The sequence below is a fragment of the Streptomyces sp. BYX5S genome (genome assembly GCF_054724165.1).
The window spans coordinates 5,619,021-5,645,252 of record NZ_CM138829.1 but is presented as its reverse complement, the minus strand read 5'-3'; the positions used below and the strand labels follow the sequence as shown (position 1 = coordinate 5,645,252).

At 69.4% G+C, this 26,232-nt stretch carries 20 protein-coding genes and 2 tRNA genes; 16 read left to right on the top strand and 6 right to left on the bottom strand.

Annotation, left to right across the window (positions count from 1 at the left end; genetic code table 11):
* Positions 1 to 105: 105 nt before the first annotated feature.
* From ACYBSK_RS25640 to ACYBSK_RS25615, 6 genes are all read left to right on the top strand, one after another.
* Positions 106 to 600 carry an NAD(P)H-dependent oxidoreductase subunit E gene (locus tag ACYBSK_RS25640; RefSeq protein WP_457479572.1) on the top strand — a complete coding sequence of 165 codons (495 nt, stop codon included), beginning with the start codon at positions 106 to 108 and terminating at the stop codon, positions 598 to 600.
* Between the two features lie 18 nt (positions 601 to 618).
* Positions 619 to 2,226: a formate dehydrogenase beta subunit gene (locus tag ACYBSK_RS25635; RefSeq protein ID WP_460247098.1), complete on the top strand. Its 1,608-nt coding sequence runs from the start codon at positions 619 to 621 to the stop codon at positions 2,224 to 2,226.
* Positions 2,223 to 5,033: a formate dehydrogenase subunit alpha gene (fdhF, locus tag ACYBSK_RS25630; RefSeq protein WP_460243503.1), complete on the top strand. Its 2,811-nt coding sequence runs from the start codon at positions 2,223 to 2,225 to the stop codon at positions 5,031 to 5,033. Before ACYBSK_RS25635 ends, fdhF begins: the two co-directional genes overlap by 4 nt.
* 1 nt (position 5,034) lies before the next feature.
* Entirely contained in the window at positions 5,035 to 5,247 is a 213-nt protein-coding gene (locus tag ACYBSK_RS25625) for a formate dehydrogenase subunit delta (RefSeq protein WP_457479570.1), read from the top strand.
* A 160-nt stretch (positions 5,248 to 5,407) separates the two neighbouring features.
* Entirely contained in the window at positions 5,408 to 6,379 is a 972-nt protein-coding gene (locus ACYBSK_RS25620; RefSeq protein ID WP_457479569.1) for a 2-dehydropantoate 2-reductase, read from the top strand.
* A 39-nt stretch (positions 6,380 to 6,418) separates the two neighbouring features.
* The gene (locus tag ACYBSK_RS25615) at positions 6,419 to 7,351 is read left to right on the top strand and encodes a LysR family transcriptional regulator (RefSeq protein WP_457481851.1); all 933 of its coding nucleotides are present in this window, start codon (positions 6,419 to 6,421) and stop codon (positions 7,349 to 7,351) included.
* A gap of 210 nt (positions 7,352 to 7,561) precedes the next feature.
* Here ACYBSK_RS25615 and ACYBSK_RS25610 read toward each other — a convergent pair whose 3' ends face one another.
* The gene (locus ACYBSK_RS25610) at positions 7,562 to 8,968 is read right to left on the bottom strand and encodes an AMP-binding protein (RefSeq protein ID WP_460243502.1); all 1,407 of its coding nucleotides are present in this window, start codon (positions 8,966 to 8,968) and stop codon (positions 7,562 to 7,564) included.
* 255 nt (positions 8,969 to 9,223) lie between these two features.
* Between ACYBSK_RS25610 and oxc the strand changes: the two genes are divergently transcribed.
* The 5 genes from oxc (at position 9,224) to ACYBSK_RS25585 (ending at position 15,182) form a co-directional block, all read left to right on the top strand.
* Complete coding sequence (gene oxc, locus ACYBSK_RS25605; protein ID WP_460243501.1) at positions 9,224 to 10,963, top strand: oxalyl-CoA decarboxylase; 1,740 nt, start codon at positions 9,224 to 9,226, stop codon at positions 10,961 to 10,963.
* A 109-nt stretch (positions 10,964 to 11,072) separates the two neighbouring features.
* Positions 11,073 to 11,157, top strand: a tRNA-Leu gene (locus tag ACYBSK_RS25600).
* 135 nt (positions 11,158 to 11,292) lie between these two features.
* A complete protein-coding gene (locus tag ACYBSK_RS25595) occupies positions 11,293 to 12,375 on the top strand; it encodes a quaternary amine ABC transporter ATP-binding protein (RefSeq protein ID WP_460243500.1) in 1,083 nt (360 codons plus the stop codon).
* The gene (locus ACYBSK_RS25590) at positions 12,368 to 14,983 is read left to right on the top strand and encodes an ABC transporter permease/substrate binding protein (RefSeq protein ID WP_460243499.1); all 2,616 of its coding nucleotides are present in this window, start codon (positions 12,368 to 12,370) and stop codon (positions 14,981 to 14,983) included. The genes ACYBSK_RS25595 and ACYBSK_RS25590 overlap by 8 nt, the downstream gene beginning before the upstream one ends.
* Before the next feature lie 111 nt (positions 14,984 to 15,094).
* Positions 15,095 to 15,182: transfer RNA gene (locus ACYBSK_RS25585), tRNA-Leu, on the top strand.
* A gap of 234 nt (positions 15,183 to 15,416) precedes the next feature.
* Here the strand turns inward: ACYBSK_RS25585 and ACYBSK_RS25580 are convergent.
* The 4 genes from ACYBSK_RS25580 to ACYBSK_RS25565 are packed head-to-tail and all read right to left on the bottom strand — an operon-like array spanning position 15,417 to position 18,380.
* Positions 15,417 to 16,019: a hypothetical protein gene (locus ACYBSK_RS25580; RefSeq protein WP_460243498.1), complete on the bottom strand. Its 603-nt coding sequence runs from the start codon at positions 16,017 to 16,019 to the stop codon at positions 15,417 to 15,419.
* Between the two features lie 23 nt (positions 16,020 to 16,042).
* Positions 16,043 to 16,780, bottom strand: a complete 738-nt coding sequence (locus ACYBSK_RS25575) for a hypothetical protein (protein ID WP_460243497.1) — start codon at positions 16,778 to 16,780, stop codon at positions 16,043 to 16,045.
* On the bottom strand, positions 16,777 to 18,072 hold the full coding sequence (locus ACYBSK_RS25570; protein ID WP_460243496.1) for a hypothetical protein: 1,296 nt from the start codon (positions 18,070 to 18,072) through the stop codon (positions 16,777 to 16,779). Before ACYBSK_RS25570 ends, ACYBSK_RS25575 begins: the two co-directional genes overlap by 4 nt.
* On the bottom strand, positions 18,069 to 18,380 hold the full coding sequence (locus ACYBSK_RS25565) for a hypothetical protein (RefSeq protein WP_460243495.1): 312 nt from the start codon (positions 18,378 to 18,380) through the stop codon (positions 18,069 to 18,071). The genes ACYBSK_RS25570 and ACYBSK_RS25565 overlap by 4 nt, the downstream gene beginning before the upstream one ends.
* Positions 18,381 to 18,787: 407 nt before the next feature.
* Here ACYBSK_RS25565 and ACYBSK_RS25560 point away from each other — a divergent pair, with 407 nt between their 5' ends.
* Positions 18,788 to 18,919, top strand: a complete 132-nt coding sequence (locus ACYBSK_RS25560; RefSeq protein ID WP_460243494.1) for a hypothetical protein — start codon at positions 18,788 to 18,790, stop codon at positions 18,917 to 18,919.
* A gap of 738 nt (positions 18,920 to 19,657) precedes the next feature.
* Here ACYBSK_RS25560 and ACYBSK_RS25555 read toward each other — a convergent pair.
* Entirely contained in the window at positions 19,658 to 21,598 is a 1,941-nt protein-coding gene (locus ACYBSK_RS25555; protein WP_460243493.1) for an acyl-CoA dehydrogenase family protein, read from the bottom strand.
* Between the two features lie 354 nt (positions 21,599 to 21,952).
* On the opposite strand from ACYBSK_RS25555, the gene ACYBSK_RS25550 reads away from it, so the two are divergent.
* The 4 genes from ACYBSK_RS25550 (at position 21,953) to ACYBSK_RS25535 (ending at position 26,198) form a co-directional block, all read left to right on the top strand.
* Complete coding sequence (locus ACYBSK_RS25550; RefSeq protein ID WP_460243492.1) at positions 21,953 to 22,660, top strand: ScbR family autoregulator-binding transcription factor; 708 nt, start codon at positions 21,953 to 21,955, stop codon at positions 22,658 to 22,660.
* Between the two features lie 116 nt (positions 22,661 to 22,776).
* On the top strand, positions 22,777 to 24,075 hold the full coding sequence (locus ACYBSK_RS25545; RefSeq protein WP_457479562.1) for a cytochrome P450 family protein: 1,299 nt from the start codon (positions 22,777 to 22,779) through the stop codon (positions 24,073 to 24,075).
* A 172-nt stretch (positions 24,076 to 24,247) separates the two neighbouring features.
* Positions 24,248 to 24,466 carry an acyl-CoA carboxylase subunit epsilon gene (locus ACYBSK_RS25540; RefSeq protein WP_460243491.1) on the top strand — a complete coding sequence of 73 codons (219 nt, stop codon included), beginning with the start codon at positions 24,248 to 24,250 and terminating at the stop codon, positions 24,464 to 24,466.
* Between the two features lie 145 nt (positions 24,467 to 24,611).
* Entirely contained in the window at positions 24,612 to 26,198 is a 1,587-nt protein-coding gene (locus tag ACYBSK_RS25535; RefSeq protein ID WP_460243490.1) for an acyl-CoA carboxylase subunit beta, read from the top strand.
* Positions 26,199 to 26,232: the final 34 nt, after the last annotated feature.

Genomic DNA, 26,232 nt, shown 5'->3' with positions numbered 1-26,232 from the left:
ATCGACTCCGCTCGATTTCGTCCCGCTTCTTTACACCGGGCTTCTGTATACAGAAGTCTGTATGGGGTAGTGCTGGGGTCTCCCGCACCCGCGCCGGAGACCCGCATGACGGAAGGCGGAGCGATCATGACGACCAGCGGGACGGACGTGTCGGTCGAGGGCGTGGTCAGAAGGGCGGCGGCCGCGCACCGTGGCGAGCGCGGCGCGCTGTTGCCCGTACTCCACGCCGTACAGGCCGAGTTGGGGTGCGTACCGCAGGAGGCGATCCCCGTCCTCGCCGACGAGTTCAACCTCTCGCGCGCCGACGTCCACGGCGTGGTGACCTTCTACCACGACTTCCGCCGCACCCCGGCGGGCCGCTCCACCGTCCGCATCTGCCGCGCGGAGGCCTGCCAAGCCCTCGGTGCCGACGGCCTGTTGGACCACGTACGGCAGTCGGGGCTCACCCTCGGCGAGACCAGCGCGGACGGCGCGGTCACCGTCGAGCAGGTCTTCTGCCTCGGCAACTGCGCGCTCGGCCCCTCCGTCGAGGCGGACGGACGGCTGCACGGCCGCGTGACCCCGGCCCGGCTCGGCGCGATCCTCAACGGGACGGTGTGACACGTGACTTCCCCGACCATGACCACGGTGTACGTCCCGCGTGACGCGGCCGCCCGCTCCGTGGGCGCCGACGAGGTCGCGCAGCGGCTCCAACTGGCAGGTATCGAGGGCGGGTTCGGTCTCGACGTCGTGCGCAACGGCTCGCGCGGACTGCTGTGGCTCGAACCCCTCGTCGAGGTCGTGACCGCCGAGGGCCGCATCGCCTACGGCCCGGTCACCCCCGACGACGTACCCGGACTGCTCGCCGCCGGACTGCTGCACGGCGGCGACCACCCACTCCGCCTCGGCCCGGTCGACCAACTCCCGTGGCTGCGACGGCAGAACCGCGTCACCTTCGCCCGCGTCGGCGTCACCGACCCGCTCTCGCCCGAGGACTACGAGGCCCACGGCGGCCTCCAAGGGCTGCGCGCGGCACTGGAGATGACGCCCGCCGACGTCGTCACCGAGGTCACCGACTCCGGACTGCGCGGACGCGGCGGCGCCGGATTCCCCGCGGGCATCAAGTGGAAGACGGTCCTGGACTGCGATCCCGGCCCCGACGGTCTCAAGTTCATCTGCTGCAACGCCGACGAGGGCGACAGCGGCACCTTCGCCGACCGCATGGTCATGGAGGGCGACCCGTTCCTGCTCATCGAGGGCATGACGATCGCCGCCCACGCCGTCGGCGCTCGCGAGGGCTACCTCTACATCCGCTCCGAGTACCCCGACGCCATCGCCACCATGAACGCCGCGATCGACGTCGCGCGCGGACGCGGCTGGCTCGGCACCGGCATCCTCGGCTCGGCGCTCGACTTCGACCTGCACGTCCGCGTCGGCGCCGGCGCGTACATCTGCGGCGAGGAGACCTCCATGCTGGAGAGCCTGGAGGGCAAGCGCGGCATGGTCCGCGCGAAACCCCCGATCCCCGCGATCGAGGGCCTGTTCGGCAAACCGACGGTCGTCAACAACGTCCTCACCCTCACCACCGTCCCCGTCGTCCTCGCGGGCGGCGCCAAGGCCTACCAGGACCTCGGCGTCGGCCGCTCCCGCGGTACCCAGGTCTTCCAGCTCGGCGGCAACATCAAGCGCGGCGGCATCGTCGAGACGGCCTTCGGCATCACCCTGCGCGAACTGATCGAGGACTACGGCGGGGGGACCTTGAGCGGCCGCCCCGCGCGGGCCGTGCAGGTGGGCGGGCCACTCGGCGCGTATCTGCCCGAGGCGCAGTTCGACCTGCCGATGGACTACGAGGCGCTCGCCGAGGCCGGGGCGATGCTCGGCCACGGCGGCATCGTCGTCTTCGACGACACCGTCGACATGGCGGCGCAGGCCCGCTTCGCGATGGAGTTCTGCGCCGAGGAGTCCTGCGGCAAGTGCACACCCTGCCGGGTCGGTTCGGTGCGCGGCGTCGAGGTCATCGACCGGATCGTCGCCGGTGAGCACCGCGACGAGAATCTCGCGCTGCTCGAGGACCTGTGCGACCTGATGACCGATGGTTCACTGTGTGCCATGGGCGGCCTGACGCCCATGCCCGTACGCAGCGCGCTCGCGCACTTCGCCGACGACTTCGTCGACCGCGGCGGCCGTCGGCTCCTGGAGATCCATCCCGTACAGCGGGGCAACACCCGAACGGAGGGCCAGGCATGACGCTTCTGAAGGAACCCGACTTCGGCACTCCGGAACGCCCCGGAGCGGCCACGGTCTCGGTCGAGATCGACGGACACCAGGTGACGGTCCCCGAGGGCACGTCCGTGATGCGGGCCGCGGCGCAGGCGGGCATCGACGTACCGAAGCTGTGCGCCACCGACAGCCTGGAGGCGTTCGGCTCCTGCCGGCTGTGCGTCGTCGAGATCGACGGCCGCCGCGGCACCCCCGCCTCCTGCACCACACCGTGCACCGACGGCATGTCGGTGAAAACCCAGACCCCGAAGGTCGAGAAGCTCCGCCAGGGCGTCATGGAGCTGTACATCTCCGACCACCCGCTCGACTGCCTCACCTGCCCCGCCAACGGCGACTGCGAACTCCAGGACATGGCGGGCGTGGTCGGCCTGCGCCAGGTGCGCTACGGGTACGAGGGCGCCAACCACCTCAACGCCGAGAAGGACACCTCCAACCCCTACTTCGACTTCGACCCGTCCAAGTGCATCGCCTGCTCGCGCTGCGTGCGCGCCTGCGACGAGGTGCAGGGCACGTTCGCGCTCACCATCGAGGGGCGCGGCTTCGAGTCGAAGGTGTCGGCGGGCGCGGGGGAGTCCTTCCTCGACTCCGAGTGCGTGTCCTGCGGCTCCTGCGTGCAGGCCTGCCCGACCTCGACGCTCCAGGAGAAGTCGGTCGTCGACCTCGGCATGCCGACCCGCTCCGTGGTCACCACCTGCGCGTACTGCGGCGTCGGCTGCTCCTTCAAGGCCGAGCTGCGCGGCGACGAACTCGTCCGCATGGTGCCCCACAAGGACGGCGGCGCCAACGAGGGCCACTCCTGCGTCAAGGGCCGCTTCGCCTTCGGTTACGCCACCCACCCCGACCGCAAGCTCAAGCCCATGGTCCGCGAGAGGATCACCGACCCGTGGCGCGAGGTCGAGTGGGACGAGGCGATCGGCACGGTCGCCCGCCGCTTCCGCGAGATCCAGGGCCGGTACGGGGCGGGCGCCATCGGCGCGATCTCCTCGTCCCGCTGCACCAACGAAGAGGTGTACGTCGTCCAGAAGATGGTCCGCGCCGCCTTCGGCAACAACAACGTCGACACCTGCGCCCGCGTCTGCCACTCGCCCACCGGCTACGGCCTCAAGCAGACCTTCGGCGAATCGGCCGGCACCCAGGACTTCCGCTCCGTCGCCGAGGCCGACGTCATCATGGTCATCGGCGCCAACCCGACCGACGGCCACCCCGTGTTCGCCTCCCGGATGAAGCGCCGCCTGCGCGAGGGCGCCAAGCTCATCGTCGTCGACCCGCGCCGCATCGACCTCGTGCGCTCTCCGCACATCGAGGCGCAGGCCCACCTCCAGTTGCGCCCCAGCACGAACGTCGCCGTCGTCAACGCGATGGCGCACGTCGTCGTCACCGAGGGCCTCGTCGACGAGAACTTCGTCGCGGAGCGCTGCGAGGGCTTCGAGGAGTGGGCCGAGTTCGTCGCCCGCCCCGAGAACAGCCCCGAGGCGACCGAGGAGATCACCGGCGTCCCGGCGGCCGACCTGCGCGCGGCGGCCCGCCTGTACGCCACCGCGGGCAACGGCGCGATCTACTACGGCCTCGGTGTCACCGAGCACAGCCAGGGCTCGACGATGGTCATGGGAATGGCCAACCTCGCCATGGCCTGCGGAAACATCGGCCGCGACGGCGTCGGCGTCAATCCGCTGCGCGGGCAGAACAACGTCCAGGGCTCCTGCGACATGGGTTCCTTCCCGCACGAGCTGCCCGGCTACCGGCACATCTCCGACGACGCCGTGCGGGGCGTCTTCGAGAACCTGTGGGGCTCCGCGCTGCTGCCCGAGCCCGGACTGCGCATCCCCAACATGTTCGACGCGGCGATCGACGGCGACTTCCGCGGCCTGTTCGTGCACGGCGAGGACATCGCCCAGTCGGACCCCAACCTCCAGCACGTCACGGCGGCCCTCGAAGCCATGGAACTCGTCGTGGTCCAGGACCTGTTCCTCAACGAGACCGCCAAGTTCGCCCATGTCTTCCTGCCCGGCGCCTCCTTCCTGGAGAAGGACGGCACGTTCACCAACGCCGAGCGGCGCGTCAACCGGGTGCGGTCGGTGATGCCGCCGAAGGCGGGCAAGCACGAGTGGCAGATCGTGTGCGAGATCGCCACCGCCATGGGCTACGCCATGGACTACGACCACCCGTCGCAGATCATGGACGAGATCGCCTCGGTCACCCCGACGTTCGCCGGTGTCTCCTTCGAGCTCATCGACAAGCTCGGCTCGATCCAGTGGCCGTGCAACGAGGAGGCCCCCGAGGGCACACCGACCATGCACGTCGACGCGTTCGTGCGCGGCAAGGGCAAGTTCGTCGTCACCTCCTACGTACCGACCAACGAACGCAGCACCCGCCGTTTCCCGCTGGTCCTCACCACGGGCCGCATCCTCAGCCAGTACAACGTCGGCGCGCAGACCCGCCGCACCGGCAACGTCGCCTGGCACCCCGAGGACATCCTCGAAGTGCACCCGCACGACGCGGAGGAGCGCGGCATCACCGACGGCGACCTCGTCACCCTGTCCAGCCGCGTCGGTGCGACGACGCTGCACGCGCAGATCTCCGACCGGATGCCGCCCGGCGTCGTCTACACCACGTTCCACCACCCGGTGACCGGCGCGAACGTGGTCACCACGGAGAACTCCGACTGGGCGACCAACTGCCCCGAGTACAAGGTGACGGCCGTGCAGGTGGGCCTCGCGCCCAAGGCGGTCGCCGAGCAGCAGGCCGCCGACGAACTCGTCACGGCGGTGGACTGACATGGCGCACACCGTCCCCTCCGAACGCCGCATGGCGAACGACATCGCCGCCCACCAGGGCCATCTGCCACCGGCGGACGCGGCCGAAGCCGTCGCGGGACACCTCACCCGGTTCTGGGACCCGCGGATGAAACGCCGCCTCTACGCGCTCGTCGACGACGGCGCCGACGGCCTCGACCCGCTCGTCGTCGCCGCCGTGAAACTCATGCGCTGAAGGCCTCCCGGCCACCTTCCCAGCGGCCGCCGCGCGACAGGGCACGCGCGGCGGCCGCGCCCACTCACCCACCCATGTGCCGACCGTTCCGCGTGCTGTGCGGCGCGCGGGGCGGCGGCATCCGCGTACCTCCACACCCTCGAAACCAGGAGGCACCACGATGAAGATCGCAGTTCTCGGCGCCGGAGCCATCGGCGCGTACGTGGGAGCGGCCCTGCACCGCGGCGGCGCGGACGTGCACCTCGTCGCCCGCAAGGACCATCTCCGCGCCATCCAGGCCGAAGGCGTCCGCGTGCTCAGCCCGCGCGGCGACTTCACCGCCCGCCCGCACGCCACCGACGACCCGCGCGAGATCGGCCCCGTGGACTACGTGTTCCTCGGCCTCAAGGCCCACTCGTACCCGTCGTGCGGCTCCCTGGTGGCACCCCTGCTCGGCGAACACACCGCGGTGGTGGCGGGCCAGAACGGCATCCCGTGGTGGTACTTCCACCGCCTGCCCGGCCCCTACGAGGGCCGCCGCATCGAAGCGGTCGACCCGGGCGGCGCGACCAGCAAGGTGCTGCCGCCGGAACGCGCCATCGGCTGCGTCGTCTACCCGGCCACCGTCATCGAATCCCCGGGCGTCATACGGCACTTGGAGGGCACGCGCTTCTCCATCGGCGAGCCCAGCGGAGAGGTGTCCCGGCGCTGCACGGAGCTGAGCGAGGCCATGATCGCCGGTGGCCTCAAGTGTCCCGTCGAGCGGAACCTGCGCGACGACATCTGGATCAAACTCATGGGCAACGCGGCCTTCAACCCGATCAGCGCGCTGACCCGGGCCACCATGGTCGACATGTGCCGGCACCCGCTCACGCGCGCGATGGTGGGTCATGTCATGGAGGAGATCCTCGACATCGCCGCCCGCGTCGGCTCGACGCCCGAGATCTCCATCGACAAGCGCCTGCGCGGCGCCGAGGGCGTGGGAGCCCACAAGACCTCCATGCTCCAGGACCTGGAAGCGGGCAAACAACTGGAGCTGGACGCCATCGTGACGGCGGTCGTCGAGATGGCCGACATCACCGGCGCCGAGGCACCCACGCTGCGGGCCATCCACGCGGCGACCGACCTATTGGCACGCACCGTGCTGCCGTAGCACGCTACGGATGAAGATCACGTGGCCGAGGAGGCGCAGATGCTGTTCCGGCAGTTGGAGTACTTCGTCGCGGTGGCGCGCGAGCGGCACTTCGCACGCGCCGCCGAGTCCTGCTACGTCTCCCAGCCCGCGCTCTCCGCGGCGATCGCCAAACTGGAGCGCGAACTCAACGTCACGCTGATCAACCGCGGCCACAACTACCAGGGTCTCACTCCCGAGGGAGAGCGCCTGGTGGTGTGGGCCAAGCGGATCCTCGCCGAGCAGGAGGCGTTCAAGGCGGAGGTGGCCGCGGTCCAGTCCGGCATCACGGGCACGCTCCGGCTCGGCACGGACCCCACCGCGTCCACGACCCTCGCCCTCCCGGTGGGCGCGTTCTGCTCGGCGCACCCGCTGGCGAAGGTCCAGGTCCGCTCCCGCCTGTCCACGAAGGAGCTCCACCGCCAGCTCCGCGACTTCGAACTCGACGTGGCCATCGCCCACTTCGACCCCGACGACCAGGAGGGCCTCCAGGTCGTCCCCCTCTACCAGGAGCGCTACATGCTCCTCGTCCCGGACGACCGGTTCGCCTCCCACACGGGAAGCGTCACGTGGGCCGACGCCGCCGGGCTCCCGCTCGCCCTCCTCACCCCGGACATGCGCATCCGCCAGATCGTCGACAAGGTCTTCGCCGACAAGGGCCTGGAGGTCGTCCCGCAGGTCGAGACGGACTCGATCGCCTCGCTGTACGCGCATGTGGGCGGCGGGGAGTGGGCCAGCGTCGTCCCCCACACCTGGCTGCGGGCGATGCCGGTGGCGGGCCGGACGCGGGCGCTGCCGCTGGTGGATCCGGAGGCCGGGGCGCAGGTGTCCGTGGCGATCCACGCGGGTACGCCCGGGTCGGTGGCGGCGCGTGCCTTCGTCAGTGCGGCGACCACGCTGAACCTGGACGATGCGTTCACCCACGGTGTTCCCGCCCAGCCCGCGTCCGCTTGACCCCACCCACTCGAAAAGCCGGGGCTCCGCCCCGGACCCCGCTGCTCAATCGCCGCAGGGGCTACCAAGCAGCCTCGCCGGCGTTTGAGGCGCGGGGTCCGGGGCGGAGCCCCGATCTTTTCGGCCCGTGCGGCGGCCGAGCGGGCGGACCCATCAAGCCCCTGCGGCGATTGAGCAGCGGGGTCCGGGGCAGCGCCCCGAGGCGGCGGCTCACGCGTACCGTTTCGCGACGGCCAACCGGTCCAACCCGCCCTGCGCCGTCCGCGGCAACGCCCGCACCAGCACGACCCGGTCGGGAACCGCCACCGCGGCCAACCGCTCCCGGCAGTACCGCAACACCTCGTCCGCCCCCACGCACTCCTCACCCCGCACCACCACCGCGGCCCCGATCCCACCCCCACCCACCCCGAACACCGCCGCCTCCGCCACCGACGGACACCCGGTCAGCACATCCTCCACGTACTCCGGGGAGATCCTCCGCCCCCGCCGCACGATGAGGCTCCCGATGCGCCCGGCCAGCGACAGATACCCGTCCTCGTCGAGCGACCCCAAATCCCCCGTCCGCAACCACCCCCCACCCGGCCCGGCCACGGAAGGCCCCCGCACCCACACCTCCCCCCGCACCCCGGCGGGGCACCCCCGCCCGTCCTCCCCGACGACCCGCAACCGCACCCCCGTCGCCCGCCCCACCGTCCCGTGCTTCAGCGGCCCGTCCTCGGGCAACGGCTCGCTGGCGATCTGATGCGCGGCCTCGGTCATCCCGTACGCGGACAGCAACGGCGCGCCGAACATCCGCTCCAACGCCCGCTGACTCGCCGCGTTGAGCGGCGCCCCGCAACTGCGCACGAAGCGCAGCGGGGGAGCGGCCCCCGCGCCGGGCCCGTCCTCGTCCACCTCGGACCGGTCGAGCAACGCCTCGTGCACCGTCGGCACCGCGGTGAACCACGTCGCCCCCACCGCCCGCAGATCCGCCCAGAACGTCTCCGCCGAGAACCGCCCACCCGCCGGCAACAGCACACACCCACCACTGGCGAGCGTGGCCAGCAGCGACGCGAACAGCCCGTGCCCGTGGAAGAACGGCATGACCGCGACGGTCGCGTCCGCGGGCCCCAACGCGTACGTGGCACACACGTTGCCGACGGACGCCGCCACGTTGGCCCCCGTGAGCGGCACCATCCGCGCCCGCCGCGTCGACCCGGCGGTGAACAGGATCAGTGTGTCGTCCACCCCCGGGCGGAGCGGGCCGTGCCCGCCCCCGCCCGTGAGCCGGCCCCCGCGCAGTACCTCCCGTGCCCCCAACGCCCGTACACGCGAACGCAGTTCGGTCTCCGTCAGGCCGGGGTCCAAAGGCGCGGCGACGACCCCCGCCCGCGCCGCCCCGAGCAGTGCCCCCACGAACTCGACGGTGTTGCCCGCGACGATCCCGAGCACATCACCGGCCCGCAGCCCCGAGGCGGCGAACCGCCCCGCCTCCCGCGTCGCGAGCGCGTCCAACGCCCCGTAGGACAGGGGTGTATGTCCCTCGCCCGCGAGGAGCGCGGGAGCGTGGGGTCGCGCACGCACCTGCCGATCGATGACATCGGCGAGCCCCGTGACGCTCAGGACCGACGTGCCCATGCCGTCCACCTCCCGTCCCCAGCGAGCGTGCGGTCAGGTGCCGGGCACGTCCAATACGCACTCGCGAAGAGCCGATAGCAGCGGCTTATCGACCACGAATCGGCAGGCCACAGACGGTACTTGAGACACCTCGGGGCTTCGATAGACGTCAGTTATCGGCTGGAAGCCGATGGGTCTTGGACGGGGCGCCGCCCCCTGCCGAAGGTGTGAAGCAGGAGCCGCACCGGCAGGACCGTCCAAGGAGGAACTCGGATCATGACCGCTGACTCGACCGCCGACCACACCGCCGAGGCCGCGGCAGGAGCCGACGCGCCGTCCGAGCTCACCGACGGCTACCACCTCGTCGTCGACGCCCTCAAGAAGAACGACATCGACACCATCTACGGCCTCGTCGGCATCCCCGTCACGGACCTGGCCCGCCTCGCGCAGGCCGAGGGCATCAAGTACATCGGCTTCCGCCACGAGTCGAACGCCGGCCACGCCGCCGCCATCGCCGGCTACCTCACCCAGAAGCCCGGCATCTGTCTGACGGTCTCGGCCCCCGGCTTCCTCAACGGCCTGGTCGCCCTCGCCAACGCCACCACCAACTGCTTCCCCATGGTGCAGATCTCCGGCTCCAGCGAGCGCCACCTCGTCGACCTCAAGCAGGGCGACTACGAGGAGATGGACCAGCTCGCCGCCGCCCAGCCCTTCGTGAAGGCCGCCTACCGCGTCAGCCGCGTCGAGGACATCGGCCGCGGCATCGCCCGCGCCCTGCGCACCGCGGTCTCCGGCCGCCCCGGCGGCGTCTACCTGGACATCCCCGCCGCCGTCCTGGGCGCCGTGATGGACAAGGAGGCGGGGGAGCGGACGCTGTCCCGCCTCGTCGACCCCGCACCGCGCCAGCTCCCCGCCCCCGAGGCGGTCGACCGCGCCGTCGAACTCCTGGAGAACGCGGAGCGCCCCCTCGTCGTCCTCGGCAAGGGCGCCGCCTACGCGCAGGCCGACGACAAGATCCGCACGTTCATCGAGTCGACGGGCATCCCCTACGTACCGATGTCGATGGCGAAGGGCCTGCTGCGCGACGACCACCCGCAGTCGGCGGCCACCGCCCGCTCCCTGGCCCTGAAGAAGGCCGACGTCGTCATGCTGATCGGCGCCCGCCTGAACTGGCTGCTCAACCACGGCGAGCGCGGCTGGAATCCGGACGCGAAGTTCATCCAGGTCGATATCGACTCCAAGGAGATGGACTCCAACCAGCCGATCGCGGCCCCGCTCGTCGGCGACATCGAATCGGTCCTCGACCAGCTCGCCGACCGCACCAAGCCGGGCCAGATCGCGGCACCGACGGCCTGGCGCGAGGAGCTCGGCGAACGCTCCGCGCAGAACGTCGCCAAGATGGCCAAGCGCCTGGAGGCCGACCCGCACCCCATGCAGTTCATGGGCGCGCTCAAGGCGGTCCGCGACGTCGTCCACCAGCACCCGGAGACGTACATCGTGAACGAGGGCGCCAACACCCTCGACATCGCCCGCAACGTCATCGACATGCACCACCCGCGCCGCCGTCTGGACTCCGGCACGTGGGGTGTCATGGGCATCGGCATGGGCTACGCGATCGCGGCGGCGGTCGAGAGCGGCGGCGCCCCCGTCGTCGCCATCGAGGGCGACAGCGCCTTCGGCTTCAGCGGCATGGAGCTGGAGACGATCTGCCGCTACAACCTGCCCGTCGTCACCGTGATCATGAACAACGGCGGCGTCTACCGGGGCGACGAGACCATCGACGGCGCCCCCGCCCCCACGACCCTGATGAGCGCGGCCCGCCACGACCGGATGATCGAGTCCTTCGGCGGCAAGGGCTACCGCGCGACCACCCCCGCCGAGGTCACGGCCGCCCTCACCGAGGCCATCGCCTCCGGCGGCCCCGCACTCATCGACTGCGTGATCGACCCGTCGGCCGGCACCGAGAGCGGCCACATCGCCCACCTGAACCCGAAGGGAATCGGCATCAAGAAGTAACCCTCCGTGTCCGGGAGTGCACCGATACGCAGGTGAAAGCCACTCCGAAACCTTGGTATTGTTGAGGTGTCGCCGCGGGGAACGCCCCGCGCCGAGCGACGCTCACCTTGTCCGGGTGGCGGAATGGCAGACGCGCTAGCTTGAGGTGCTAGTGCCCTTTATCGGGCGTGGGGGTTCAAGTCCCCCCTCGGACACTCACGAAGTGCCGGTCGAGATTTTCTCGACCGGCACTTTTTTGTGTTTGCGCTGGTCGGGCGTGGGCAGGCGCCGCCTGGAGCCATGTGCATGGCTTTTCAACCTTTAACAGGTCAAAGAGAATAGAGGTCCGTGTGCCTGCCAGACTGGTGGCCGAGCACCTGTACAAGGTGTTCGGCAGACGACCCGATGAGGCTGTGGAGAAGCTCCGCAGTGGCGCGGACCGTGAGGATCTGCGTGCCGAGGGAACCACCGCCGCTGTGATCGATGCGTCGTTCACGGTCGAGTCCGGCCAGATCTTCGTCGTCATGGGTCTGTCGGGTTCCGGCAAGTCCACGCTTCTGCGGATGCTGAACGGGCTGTTGGAGCCGACCGCGGGGCATGTGCGTTTCGACGGGCAGGATCTGACGGCGCTGGCGGCGAAGGAGCTGCGGCAGGTTCGTTCGCACAAGATCAGCATGGTGTTCCAGCATTTCGCGCTGTTTCCGCACCGGTCGGTGAGGGAGAACGCGGCGTACGGCCTGGAGGTTCAGGGTGTGGCGCGTGCGGAGCGTGAGGAGCGGGCGGTGGAGGCGCTGCGTCTGGCGGGTCTGGAGGGGTGGGAGAAGTCCTTCCCGGACGAGTTGTCGGGCGGTATGCAGCAGCGTGTGGGGCTGGCGCGGGCGCTGGCCACGGATGCGGATCTGTTGTTGATGGACGAGTCGTTCAGTGCGCTGGACCCGTTGATCCGGCGGGACATGCAGGATCAGTTGCTGGAGCTGCAGAAGACGCTGAAGAAGACGATCGTGTTCATCACGCACGATCTGAACGAGGCGATGCGGCTGGGTGACAACATCGCGGTGATGCGTGATGGGCGGATCGTGCAGATCGGTTCGGCGGAGGACATTCTGGTGACGCCGGCCAATGATTACGTGGCGTCGTTCACGCAGGACGTGGACCGTTCCCGGGTGTTGAGTGCGCGGGCGATCATGGCGGAGCCGGAGGCGGGTTACGACCTGGCGGCGGCGCCGGCGAAGGTGCATCAGGATGCGCCGATCGTGGATCTGTTCACGCCGTGCTCGACGAGTGGGATACCCGTGGCCGTCGTCGACGACGAGGGCGCTTTGCAGGGCGTGGTGCCGCGTGAGCGGTTGCTGGCCGTGCTCGGCGAACCCTTGAAGACCGTCGAGGACGAGTCGGCTCGCCAGTCGGCGGAGAAGGTGAACGCCGATGCCTAGGATTCCCTTCGGCGACTGGGTCAACAGCGTCGTCCAGTGGATGCTGACCCACCTCGACTGGCTGTTCGGCTTCTTCGAGAGCATCTTCAACGGCGTTTACGACGGACTCAGCGACCTCCTCCAGGCGCCCGCGCCCCTGCTGATGGCGGGCATCTTCGCCGTGGTCGCGTTCTGGCTGCGCGGCACCCTCGGCGCCGTCCTGGCCTTCGTCGGCTTCTGGTTCGTCCAGAACCTGGAGCTGTGGGACGAGGCGATGATGACGCTCTCGCTCGTCCTGGTCTCCACACTCATCGCGTTGATCATCGGTGTGCCGCTGGGTATCTGGGCGGCCCGCTCGAACCGGATCAGCAATCTGTTCAGGCCGGTCCTCGACCTGATGCAGACGCTGCCGGCGATGGTCTACCTGATCCCCGCGATCCTGTTCTTCGGCTCGGGCGCCCCCGCCGGTATCGTCGCGACGCTGATCTTCGCGGTGCCGCCGGGCGTGCGCATGACCGAGCTGGGCATCCGCCAGGTCGACAAGGAACTGGTCGAGGCGGCCGAGGCGTTCGGTACGACGCCGCGCAACATCCTCTTCCGCGTGCAGCTGCCGCTGGCCCTGCCGACGATCATGGCGGGTGTCAACCAGGTCATCATGCTGGGCCTGTCCATGGCCGCCATCGCGGGCATGGTCGGCACCGGCGGTCTCGGTGGCGCGGTCAACGAGGCCATCGGCCAGCTCAACGTCGGCCTCGGCGCCGAGTCCGGCATCTCGATCGTGATCCTGGCGATCTACCTCGACCGCATGACCAGCTCGCTGGGCCAGCAGGTGTCCCCGCTGGGCCGCCGCGCGCTGAACAAGCTGCGGGTCACGCAGGGTCTGAAGATCTGGTCCTACCGTCCCCGTCCGGCCGTCGCCGTCGTCGGTGTCGTCGTCCTCGCGCTCGTCGCGGGCGGCATGGGCATGTTCGGCCAGAACAAGGCCGCGACCACCACCGCGGCCACCGCTTCCACCAACGTGGGCCAGGGCAAGAAGATCACCCTCGGGTACGTGCCGTGGGACGACGCCGTCGCCTCCGGATTCCTGTGGAAGGAGATCCTGGAGCAGCGCGGCTACAAGGTCGAGATGAAGCAGCTCGACGCGGGCCCGCTGTACACGTCCCTCGCCGAGGGCTCGATCGACTTCCAGACCGACTCCTGGCTGCCGGTCACGCACGCCGACTACTGGAAGAAGTACGGCAAGGACCTCGAAGACCTCGGTTCCTGGTACGGGCCCACCTCCCTCGAACTCGCGGTGCCTTCGTACATGAAGGACATCACGTCGATGGAGGACCTGAAGGGTCAGGCCGACAAGTTCGGCGGCAAGATCACCGGCATCGAGGCGAGCGCCGGTGAGATGCAGCTCCTGAAGAGCAAGGTCCTCAGGGAGTACGGCCTCGACAAGGAGTACAAGGTCGTCGACAGCTCCACGCCGGCGATGCTCGCGCAGCTCAAGCGCGCCTACGCCGCCAAGGAGCCGATCCTCACGACGCTGTGGTCGCCGCACTGGGCGTACAACGACTACAAGCTGACGAAGCTCAAGGACCCGAAGGGTGCCTGGGGCAAGGGCGACGGTGTCCACTCCATCGGCCGCAAGGGCTTCACCGAGGACTTCCCCGAGGTCGGTGCCTGGCTCAAGGACTTCAAGCTGACCGAGAAGCAGCTCACCAGTCTTGAGGCCGAGATCAACAAGGTCGGCAAGGGCAAGCAGCAGGACGCCGTCAAGACGTGGCTCAAGCAGAACCCGGGCCTCGTCGACAAGACGGCCCCGGTCAAGGAGGAGTCGGCCCCCGCCGAGGCCAAGCGTCCGGTGAACGTCGCCTGGTTCCCCTGGGACGAGGACATCGCGGTCACCTTCCTGTGGAAGAACGTGCTGGAGAAGCGCGGCTACAAGCTGAACCTCAAGCAGATGGACGTGGGCCCGGTCTACACGGGGCTGTCCACCGGCGACCTCGACGTGAACTTCGACGCCTGGCTGCCGTACACGCAGAAGAGCTACTGGGACAAGTACAAGGACAAGGTGTCCGTCCTCGGCTCCTGGTACGGGCCCACCTCGCTCGAGATCGCCGTGCCGTCGTACGTGAAGGGCATCAAGTCCCTGGAGGACCTCAAGGGACGGGCCGAGGAGTTCAACGGCCGGATCGTCGGTATCGAGGGAGGCACCGGCACGATGGACATCCTCACGAAGGATGTCGTGCCCGGCTACGGCCTCGACAAGGAGTACAAGGTCGTCAACGGCTCCACCCCGGCGATGCTCGCCGAGCTGAAGCGCGCGTACGCCAAGAAGAAGCCGATCGCGGTGCTGCTGTGGACCCCGCACTGGGCCTACAGCCAGTACGAGCTGACCAAGCTGAAGGACCCCAAGGGGCTCTTCGGCAAGGGCGACACCATCCGCACGGTCACCAGCAAGGCGTTCACGAAGCAGTACCCACAGCTCACCAAGTGGTTCAAGAACTTCAAGATGACCGAGGACGAACTCGGCACCCTGGAGATCGAGATCAACAAGCGGGGTCAGGGGCATCAGGCGGAGGCCGTCGCGGCGTGGCTGAAGAAGCACCCGGAGGTCGAGGAGCGGATGACGGCGCCGTAGCGGTGCGGTCGGCGCGCATCGGTGCATAGGTGCTGGTGAAAGCCGCTCCGAGACCTTGATAAGGTTCTGTTCGTCGCCGCGGGCCCCGGCCCCGGGAGCGGCGGACACCTTGTCCGGGTGGCGGAATGGCAGACGCGCTAGCTTGAGGTGCTAGTGCCCTTTATCGGGCGTGGGGGTTCAAGTCCCCCCTCGGACACCAGCGGACCAGCTTTTCACCAACCAGGCCCTGGCCGGGAGCGATCCCGACCAGGGCTTTGCGTTGCGTGCGGCGGTATTCGATGGTGATGCCGAGCGTGGCATAGAACCGGGCTTGTCGGTTTTCTCGGCCACGGCGAGACGGGCGGCGATGTCGGTATCTGATCCCGGACGAGGTGCTGGGGGACTGGGCGGCGTAGAGGTCGGTGCAAAGAGGTGCAAAGAGACGGCGGGATCCTCAGCTGACGCGCGCCCCCGCGGCCTTGGCGCGCTCCCTCGCCTCGGGGCCGACTCCGCGCTTGCGGGCCGACATCTGGCCGTCGAGGGCCTCTCGCTGAGCCACCCGGACCAGTCGGCGCGGTCCGGGCACCGCGACGACGCCCAGGAACCGAGGGTCTCCCGCGAACCACACCTCGGGCACCGTCTCTGCCTTGACCGCGCGAACCCAGAAGGTGAATCCGCTGCCCAACCAGTCGCCGTGGCCGACGGAGACGGACTTCTCGGGGCGCTCCGGATCGGCCAGCTGGAACCGGGTGGTGCCATTGTTCGCCAGGCTGGCGGCCCCATGGCAGGACTGCCACGGGTAGACCCGCAGGATCCGGCGCAGGCTCATGACCTCACAAAGTCGTACGACGTTCAGCATGGCCACGTAGAGCAGCACCAGCAGGATCGGGAGAAATACCGTCAGAGCCCAGACTGACGTCATGATCACCAAGAAGAGCCAGATGGGGAAGGACACCAGCGACAGCAGGAAGGCGCCCAGTCGGAACAGGGCCGTGCGGCGCCAGCCCTGTCGGGTCTTTGGATCCTCGTAGGCCGTCTTCATCGAGGTCATGTCCATGGCCGGTTCCTTCTCCTGGCGGGTCAGCCGAAAGCGGTGCGTACGGATGCTGCGACATCGGACTCGGCGATCTGCTCCGTGATCTCCCCCGGGAGCGGATTGTCGAAGCTCACCATGTGGGCGATCCCCCGATGGATGTCCCGGTAGTGTTCCCGGGCCTCGACCGCGGTGGTGGTGAGGGTGAGGACGACGATCCCCTGCCCGCCGGGGTAGGGGAGATATGCCGTCACCTCATACAGCGATGGCCGCCCCGGGGCGACCTCGGCGGGCACCTCGACCACTGTCTCGGTGAACGCGCCAGGGCCGCACGGCAGGTCCACCACGGCTACTGGCACCGCGCTCTCGCGCTTCGTCGCCGCCCGTACCGCTGCCAGCTTCGGCGGGGAGAAGGGTGTCTCCTTGCTGGTGATGGTGAGGACGGAGGAGATCATCTCGCCGTCGTCGCCTTCGTGCGCGCCGATCGCGACATGTACCACGCCTTCCTCGAGCATCAGCCCACTGAGGGTCCGCGCCTCACCCAGCTGCGTCAGGAAGTCCGCGCGCTTGTCCTCCGGCACGAGCGCGAGGAGCGCGTTGACGGCCTCAACTGTCCGCGCGGCCTCGGGCGAACCAGGTTCGGCGAAGAGAGCGGCGATCGGGATCTCCACGAAACCCGGTGGGGTCGCGAACCACACGTCGCAGTCCTGCCGCAGCGCGGATTGCTGGATCTCATACCCATACTTGACGCTGCCGTCGGGATCGGCTGATGTCGTGTGTGTCACCTGAACAGCACCTGCAGGGTCTTGAGGGCGGTGGCACCGTGGCCGGCGGCGTCGAACGAACCGGCACGGGCAGCATCCATGCCGGTGCCGACGTTTTCCACGGTGTCGTTCTTGATGTCGTCCCATGCGTTCTTGGCGACACCGTAGGCGCCAGTCACCGCACCGGCGCCGGAAACGCCGATATCGATGCCCTTCGCCCAGGCAGACGGGTTCGCCGCGCCCTTCACCATCCAGGTGGTGAGGGGGTTGTCAGCGGAGGCGATGCGCTGGGCTGCAGTCCAAGTGTTACTGCCCGCGCTGGACAGCTTCTGCCCCAGCGAGAGAGCCTCCGCACCGGCGCCTGCCGCCCGCGCTGCGCCGTTGATACCGCGAGCCAGGGCCCCGGCTCCCGGAACCACTCCTAGCGCGTCGCCTGCCAGCCCGACGGAGTTGCTCCAGAAATCCGCATCGAACTCGCCCTTGGTGAAACCGTCCTTGATCGAGGCCCGCACCACGGGATCCGACAGCCGGGAGACCAGGGTGGCAGCGCTGGCCGCCGCGGCCACCAACAACAGGATGGGGCCGACCGGCACGGCGAAGAGCAACGCGGCCAGACCGGCAATCGCGGCGATCGCACCGAGGATGTCGGTGAGGTTGTCGCCGACCCAGTCCATCGCCTTCTCGAACCAGTTCGGCTCCTCGGGCGCCAGGTTGTCCGTCGCGTCCCGGATGATGCGAGCCTGGTTGCGGGCGCCGGTGGAGTGATCGTCCTCCAGCTCCCTCGCTCGCCTGATGACGTTGCTGTAGGCGTCATTGGCGTTGGTGACCGCCTCACGCGCCTTGTTGAGCTCTTGGGTCGCCGTGTCCAGACGGGCCTGGGCTCTCCTCAGCTCGGCGTCGTCAGTGAACGTCTGGCCCGCGAGCTTGAGATCGGGGTTGGCCGAGGCGCTCTTCGCCTGTCCCTCCGCCGATTGGATCTCTTCCTTGGCCGCCTTCGCCTCGCCGTCGAGCCTCCATGCCCGGTCCTGGTATCCGTCGAGCGCGCTCTGCCAGGCGGTCAGTGCCGCGACGGCCTTGTCGATGGAGGTGTAGGCGTTCTTGAGGTTCGTCGGGATCGCGCCGTCGAGTTCCTCCCGGAACGCGACTGCCGCGTCGCCCTCCCAGGAGGTCCCGCTCCGAAGCTTTGTGATCATCCTGTGAGCTTCGGAAATCGTCTCGGCCGACTTGGTCAGCTTCGCCGTCAGTGCGGAGACGGTGCCGAGGTTGCCCGGTGCGGGGTTGAAGCCGAGGTGGGTGTATGGATTCGCAGTCACTTTTCCCCCGACCGGGCTGCGGCTTTACGGAAACCGTCTTCGAGAGCCGTCTCGACCTCTTCGTAGTTGCTCTTGGTCTGCTTGATGCCCTCGGCGAGCTTGCCGGTCTGCTCGGCGATCTGCTCCGAGCCGTATTTCCAGTGCTCCTGGAAGTCATTGCAGGCGGAGTCGAGATCCTTGGTGCCGATGCCGTGCGGCGCCACGTTCTGCAGGGACTTGCGAACTTCCTCGAGAGCGGTCTTGGCATCGTTCAGGGTCTTCATGAACTGCGCCAGCTCATCAGTATCTGTCTTGAAGTGGTCACCCACTCCGGCCTCCCTGCCTGTACGGCAGCAGCGCACCGTGGTTGTTGAGGATTCTGATCGTGGTGTGGCGGCAGCATAACCGTGCCGCCGGTGGGCGGCGGCAGTCGGGGCCCGGAATGATGTCGCGAATGCCTGGTTGGTTGCGTGATGTGGCAGAGGGTAGGAGCACGGCAGCGTACGGCGTGAGAGGTCGTCACCAGGGGGACATGTGAGTGCCATGAGTTGACTTCGGGGGACGTGCCAGCGAGCGGCAACTGTGCACTCGGTCACGCTCATCGCATTCGGGGCGGCGATTATGAGCCACTGTGGTGCGATCAGTTGCTGAATCAACTTGCATGATCGTTCCGGGCGTCGGCGGGATCTGAGCACTTCTCAGTTCTGGGGCAGGGTGTGCCGAGGTGCGTGTGTGGGTGGACAGAGCGGGGCGGCACGGCGAGCGCGAGAACGATGCGCTGGAGCACGGTCTCGCCATCGCGGGCTGGACGGGAACCACCGACCTCTCCGCGAGCATCGAGCGAAGCGACATCCGCGAGGTCGTATAGGCCGCCTGTCCCGACGAGAACGACTACACCCTGCGGAACTGGGCCGGTCAGCTCTTCCGGTTACGGCATGCGGCACATCAGGCCCATCGAGTGGGTCAGGACGGATCTTCGCCGTGAGACGTTCCAGTCAGATCCGTTGCAGTCGCTCGGTTCGCTGCTCACGGTCTTTGAGCTGCGTCGCTTTGATGCCGCGACGCGCGTGGCCCTGGTGGCAGATGGTGGAAGCGATCCGGGGAGGCCGGACGACGGCGAGCCCGGTGCGGGGGGGGCAAGGGGGCGGCGTGACCTGATCGAGCGGGTGCGGTAGCACGATCGTGGCACTCAGGAACCCATGACGCTCACTACTCCTAGGTTGCTGGAACTGTGGGGTGCGGCGCGTCGAGATCGCGCCAGTGTGACGCGGATCCAGTGGGATCTGGATGAGGCTGGGCTGCTTTCGGTCCCGCCCTTTACCGAAGGCGGCTGCGCCGAATTGTCGACCGCCGCATTCCCCTCGACTACATCCGTAACTGCATAACGAACTCGATTCGCGCCCACTGCGCGTCAGTCAACGTCACGCTTCAAGATGATCTGGGCTGAGGAAGAGCCGCTTCCATAGCCGAAGTTGAAAAGAACGGGCCCTTTAACGCCTCTCTCCCTCGGACACATCACATGAGCCCGTGGCTCTGCGAAGGTCCTGGTCGAGACTCTCGACCAGGACCTTTTGCGTTCCCGCTCATGGGTCGCGCGGGAGGTGTCTCACGCGATGTGCGGGTGGGGGCCCGCGAGCGGGATGTCGGACAGGGCCTCCTCCGGCAGGTCGAAGGCGTCGGCCAGGGTGCCCAGGTGCGGGGCCAGGGTGGCGACGGTCGCGTCGGTGGTGAGGGACCAGGCGTCGACGTGGCCCGGCGTGAGCCGGCCGTGGGCGAGGAGGTCGCCGGTGTGCGGGGCGAGTTGCCGCAGCAGGAACAGGCGGCACAAGGAGCGCAGCAGCCGGGCAGCCGTGGGATCGGTGGCCCGCTCGGCGGCCGTGAGGAAGGCGTCGGCGGCCTGGCACAGGGCGTGGGCGGCGACGAGTTCGAGGGCCGGTGTGGACGTGCCGTTCCAGCGGCCGACCGGGTCGCGGCGCGGGCCCTCGCGCAGGGCGGTACGGGCCCTGGCCTGCCAGATCCGTTCGACGTCGCCGAGGAGTCCGCGCAGGAAGGCGAGGTCCGTGAGGGGCTGCTCCGCGTCGACGGGGCGCGCGGCCGGCTCCCCGGCGTCGTAGGAGAAGATCATTTCGGCGGCGGCCTTCAGCCAGACGACCAGGTTGTCGCCCTCGGCGGTGATGGTGCCTTCGAGGTTGGCCTGGTAGTCGGCGATGGCGTTCACCATGAACAGGCCCTGCGCGCCGCACCGTTCACGGCATTCCGTGGTGATGTCGCGGGCCTGCCAGGTGATCCAGCCCTTCGCGACGGCGGCGAGGCGCTCGACCTCGTCCCGTTCCTCGGGGGTGTGTCCGACCCAGCGGTCGAGCACCGTCCGGTGCAGGAAGACCATCGCGTACTCGGTGGCCAGGCCGTGCAGCAGGCGGGCGTGGTGGCTGCGGTGGGCGGCCAGCGGGATGCGCTCGCCGGACCGGGGGCCGCTGATGTGCCGGTGCTGGGCGTGCCGCACGGCGATGGTGAGCGCGGCCCGCGACACCCCGATGGCGGCGGCGCTCATGCACAGCTTGCCGGTGGTCACCCGGCCTATCGCGTGCAGGAATCTCTTGCGCCGGCTGCCGACCCCGCTGTCGAAGGAGCCGTCGGCGCCCAGCTGTCCGTGGTCCCCCTGGAGCAGCGCGTCGGGCGGCAGGCGCACCTGGTCGAAGGCGGTGAGGCAGTGGTCCACCGGGCTGCCGAGCCGCTCCGGAAGTCTGCGCACATGGACTCCGGGCAGCATCCCCGACGCGCCGCTGAGCGGGGTCAGGAAGAGGAACACCCCCTGGTCCGCGCCGTCGATCAGCAGCCGGGCCGCGACGACGGCGCTCTTCGGGCCGCCGGTCGGGCTGGTGTTGGGCATGAACTTCTGCGCGCCCGCGTCGGGGGTGTGCAGTACGAACCCGCCGGTCTCCCGGTCCAGGGTGGCGGTGGTGCGCAGCGCGGAGGCGTCGTTGCCGTGGTCCAGCTCCGTGCAGAGAAACGTTCCTACGCGGCGCATCGACGTGAAGTCGGACAGGTCGCGGCGGTCGGCGCCGTCATGGTCTAGGAGGCTGCCGAGGAACAGGTTGTAGTGGATGGACGACAGTGTCACCAACGAGCCGTCCGAGACGCCGGCCCACTCGTGCAGACTCGCCAACCGGTGCGGATCGCGCGCCAGTTGCTCCGCATCGACGGTGCTGTTGACCAGACGCAGCCGGTCGTAGGCGAGGGCGGTGCGCGCCTCGCGGGACAGGCCCGGTACGTGGCGGAACTCCGGGCGGGCGAGGAGCTTGCGCCAGTCGGCGTGCACCCGGTCGCGTTCCTCCCGGTCGAAGAGGAGCCGCGTCAACTCGGCGGTGACCGGGGCCGGTTCGGCCGGGTTGGCCGGTTCTGCGGCGGGCGGGATCGCTGCGGCCCGATGTGCGGTGGGGTCGCCGTGGGCGGGAGCCGGGAGGGTGGCGCGCAAGGGGGTGGGCTCTCCGTTCGACCCTTCCCCCGGGCTGTGCGAAGCGTGCTTCTGGAACGTCAGCAGGGTCATGGACCTCTCCGCATGGTCATCGAGCGATGGCTGGGAGCAGTACAGGGCCATAAAGATACGGACGCACCGGTTTTTTGCAAGCGAAGTTTTGAAGACGCAGGCCAGACGCGGGCATGACCGCGAAAGGCAGAGAAGCCCAGGTAAAGGGAACTCTCCGCTCCAGTGCGGGGCGCTAGGGGGAGGCCCCGGACGGAGCGCGGGACTCCGCCCGTAAGCGGCCTCTTCGACGGCCGAGACCTTGAAAAACCGGCCAGCTGGTTTAGTATTGCGCTCGCAGGGGCCGCCCCACCGGCCCCCATCGCCCGGACTTCGTCGACGTGCTCCGGGCGGTTCACGGATCACGGGAGGTGTGTGGTGGCACGACAGGAACGCGCCCTGCGGACGAGGCGCGCAGTTCTGGTGGCCGCGGCCGAGGTGTTCGACGAGACCGGCTACGAAGCGGCGACCATCTCCCAGATCCTGGAGCGTTCAGGGGTGACCAAGGGTGCCCTGTACTTCCACTTCGCCTCGAAGGAGGAGCTCGCCCGCGGCGTTCTCGCCGAGCAGCGCCACGCCCTGCCCGAGGTGCCCACCCGGGCGCTGAAGCTCCAGCAGCTCACGGACGGCGCGCTGCTGCTGGCCCACATGCTCAAGAGCGACCCGCTGCTGCGCGGCAGCATCCGGCTCACGCTGGACCACGGTGTCCCGCAGATCGGCGAGGCCCGGCAGGTGCCGATGCGGGCCTGGGAGGAGTTCACCCGCTCCGTCCTCCAGGCGGCCGACGAGGCGGGGGAGCTGCTGCCCGCGGTCGAGATCGACTCGCTGGCCCGGATGATCGTCGGCGCCTTCACGGGCGTGCAGGTGCACTCGGACATCATGACGGGCCGCGCCGACCTGCCCGAGCGGGTCGCCGAGCTCTACCGGCTCCTGCTCACGGCCGTCGCCGTCCCCGGCGTCCTGGTGCGGGTCGACTTCGACCCCGCGCGGGCCGCGAAGGTGTACGAGGAGGCCATCGCGGCCCGTACCGCGCAGTCGGCGGAGCAGGACGACGCCGGCGCCCACCCCCGCACCGGTACCGACTGAACCGTCGCCCCGCCCGGCCGGATCCGCGCATCGGTCCACGGCGCCAGGGGCGTGCACCACGGAATGTGTCCCGCACGACATGTGTCCCGCACGACCCAGCCGAACGGAGTGCGCTCATGGAACAGGAAGCGACCGCGGAGACGCTGACGGCGGCCGGTACGGGTGGCGGTTGCCCGTACCGACTCGACGTCACGGGCCGGGATCTCGCCGGAGAGGCGGACCGGCTGCGCGCCCAGGGCGCGGCGGTACAGGTGGAACTGCCCGGTGGCGTGCTCACCTGGGCCGTCACGCGGCACGGCGTCGCACGGCAACTGCTCCTCGACCCCCGTGTCTCCAAGGACGCCCGTCGGCACTGGCCCGCCTTCCGGGAGGGGCGGATCGGCGCGGACTGGCCGCTGCACCACTGGGTGTCCGCCGAGAACATGCTCTTCGCCTACGGCGAGCGGCACGCCCGGCTGCGCCGACTGCTGTCGAAGGCGTTCACGCCCCGGCGCACCGAGCAACTGCGCCCGGACATCGAGAAGATGACGCAGCAGCTGCTCGACGACCTCGTGGCCGCGCAGCCGGACGGGCCGGTCGATCTGCGGACCGGATTCGCCAAGCTGCTGCCCATGCGCGTGATCTCGGAGCTGTTCGGCCTCGGCCACGACGACGGCCGGCGGCTGTGCGCCGCCATCGACGCCACGTTGCTGACCGCGCCCGACGGCGACGAGACGTACCGGGCGCAGCTCGTGGTCCTGGAGCTGCTCGGCGACCTCGTCGCGCGCAAGCGGGCGCAACCGGGCGACGACCTGACGTCCGCACTGATCGCCGCACGCGAGGACACCGGCGACGGGCTCACCGAGCAGGAACTGGTCGCGACCCTCAACCTGCTGATCGGCGCGGGCCAGGAGACGACGAGCAACCTCATCGGCAACGCCGTGGGCCGGCTGCTGGCCGACCCCGTCCAGCTGGGCCACGTCCGGGAGGGGCGCGCGAGCTGGGACGACGTCGTCAACGAGACGCTGCGCGTGCACAATCCGACCGCCTACGTGCCGCTGCGGTACGCGCTGGAGGACATCCCGCTCGACGGGCCGGACGGCCAGGTGATCAAGAAGGGTGACACCATCCTGATCTCGTTCGGCGCCGCCGCCACCGACCCCGAGCTCTACGCGGACGGCGAGGACATCCACGCCTTCGACGTGCTGCGCGAGGGCCGCCGCGACGGGCTGTCCTTCGGGCACGGGGTGCACTACTGCCTGGGCGCCCCGCTCGCCCGCCTCGAAGCCCTGATCGCCCTGCCCGCCCTCTTCGAGCGGTTCCCGGACATGACGCTGGAGCGTCCGCTCGCGCAACTGCCGCCCATGCAGTCGTTCATCATCAGCGGCTACAGCTCCCTCCCGGTCCGTCTGCACGGGATGCACGGGACGGCCTGACCGCACCGCGCACCACCGCAGAGCCCCGCGTCCCCAACAGGCCGTGGGGCTCTGCCCGTTCGGGCCCCGAGCGGAGCTCGACCGAAGCTGGAGCGCGTCTTGAGCGGCGAGGCGGACCGTGGTGTCCGCGAGGCGCGCACGAGGCGCGCAGGGGCACGTGGAAGGGGAACGGATGAGCAGTCCGGTACGCACCGACGCCGTGGTCCGGGTGGAGCGCGGGAACGCCGACGACGAGGAACTGGCGGCGGTGGTCGCTCTGTTGACGCTGCTCGCCCGCCGGGAGGACGGCGGCGACGGCGCGGGGGACGGGCGCGGCTCCGCACGCGCGGCGACCCGCCGCTGGCGGCCGCAGGAGGAGGGCCTGTACCGGGCGCCGCACAGCTGGCGCTGAGGCGGCACACAGGTTTCTGCGCCAGAGTCGGGGTCACGACCAGGCGTTTCTGCATCTGACATTTACAAACCGCATGTGTGGTTTGTTAGGCTGCGCGGATGGTCAGGACGCACCGCATCCGCGGCGACGAGAGAAGGGGGCCGTCATGACGACGTCAGCCTCTTCGGTCGGTGTGGAGCCGGCCGACGCGCACGCGAGAGTGCGGGAGTTGTACGCCCTGCGGGAGCAGGCGCTGGCCGGACCGAGTGAGAAGGCGACCGCGGCCCAGCACGCGAAGGGGAAGCTGACGGCGCGCGAGCGCATCGCGCTGCTTCTGGACGAGGGTTCGTTCAACGAGGTCGAGCAGTTGCGCCGGCACCGGGCGACCGGGTTCGGCCTGGAGGCGAAGAAGCCGCACACGGACGGTGTCATCACCGGCTGGGGCACGGTCGAGGGCCGGACGGTCTTCGTGTACGCGCACGACTTCCGGATCTTCGGCGGGGCGCTGGGCGAGGCGCACGCCACGAAGATCCACAAGATCATGGACATGGCGATCGCGGCGGGTGCGCCGCTGGTGTCGCTGAACGACGGTGCGGGCGCGCGGATCCAGGAGGGCGTCTCGGCGCTGGCCGGGTACGGCGGCATCTTCCAGCGCAACACCAAGGCGTCGGGCGTGATCCCGCAGATCAGCGTGATGCTGGGCCCGTGCGCGGGCGGCGCGGCCTACTCGCCCGCGCTGACGGACTTCGTGTTCATGGTCCGTGAGACCTCGCAGATGTTCATCACCGGCCCGGACGTGGTCAAGGCGGTCACGGGCGAGGAGATCACGCAGAACGGTCTGGGCGGTGCCGACGTCCACGCCGAGACCAGCGGCGTCAGCCACTTCGCGTACGACGACGAGGAGACCTGCCTCGCCGAAGTCCGCTACCTCCTCTCGCTGTTGCCGCAGAACAACCGGGCGGCGCCCCCGGAGGTGGCCTGTGACGATCCGGCCGACAGGGCCACCGAGGCGCTGCTGGACCTCGTGCCGCTGGAGGGGAACCGTCCCTACGACATGGCCCGCGTCGTCCAGGAGATCGTCGACGACGGCGAGTTCCTGGAGGTCCACGAGCGGTGGGCGCGCAACATCATCTGCGCTCTCGCCCGCATCGACGGCCAGGTCGTCGGCATCGTCGCGAGCCAGCCGCTGGTCCTCGCCGGGGTCCTGGACATCGAGGCGTCGGAGAAGGCGGCGCGCTTCGTCCAGATGTGCGACGCGTTCAACATCCCGCTGGTGACCCTGCTCGACGTGCCGGGCTTCCTGCCGGGCGTCGACCAGGAGCACGGCGGCATCATCCGGCACGGTGCGAAGCTGCTGTACGCGTACTGCAATGCCACTGTGCCGAGGGTCTCCCTCGTCCTCAGGAAGGCCTACGGTGGCGCGTACATCGTGATGGAGTCGCAGTCCATCGGCGCCGACCTGACGTACGCGTGGCCGGGCAACGAGATCGCGGTGATGGGGGCCGAGGGCGCGGCGAACGTGATCTTCCGCAGGCAGATCGCCGAGGCGGACGATCCCGACGCCGTGCGGGCGCGCGTGGTCAAGGAGTACAAGGCCGAGTTGATGCATCCGTACTACGCCGTCGAACGGGGGCTCGTCGACGACGTGATCGATCCGGCGCGGACGCGTGCGGTACTGGCCCGTTCGCTGGCCATGCTGCGCACCAAGCACGCCGGTCTTCCCTCGCGCAAGCACGGGAACCCGCCCCAGTGATCCACGTCCACGGCGCCGAACCGGAACGGGCGCC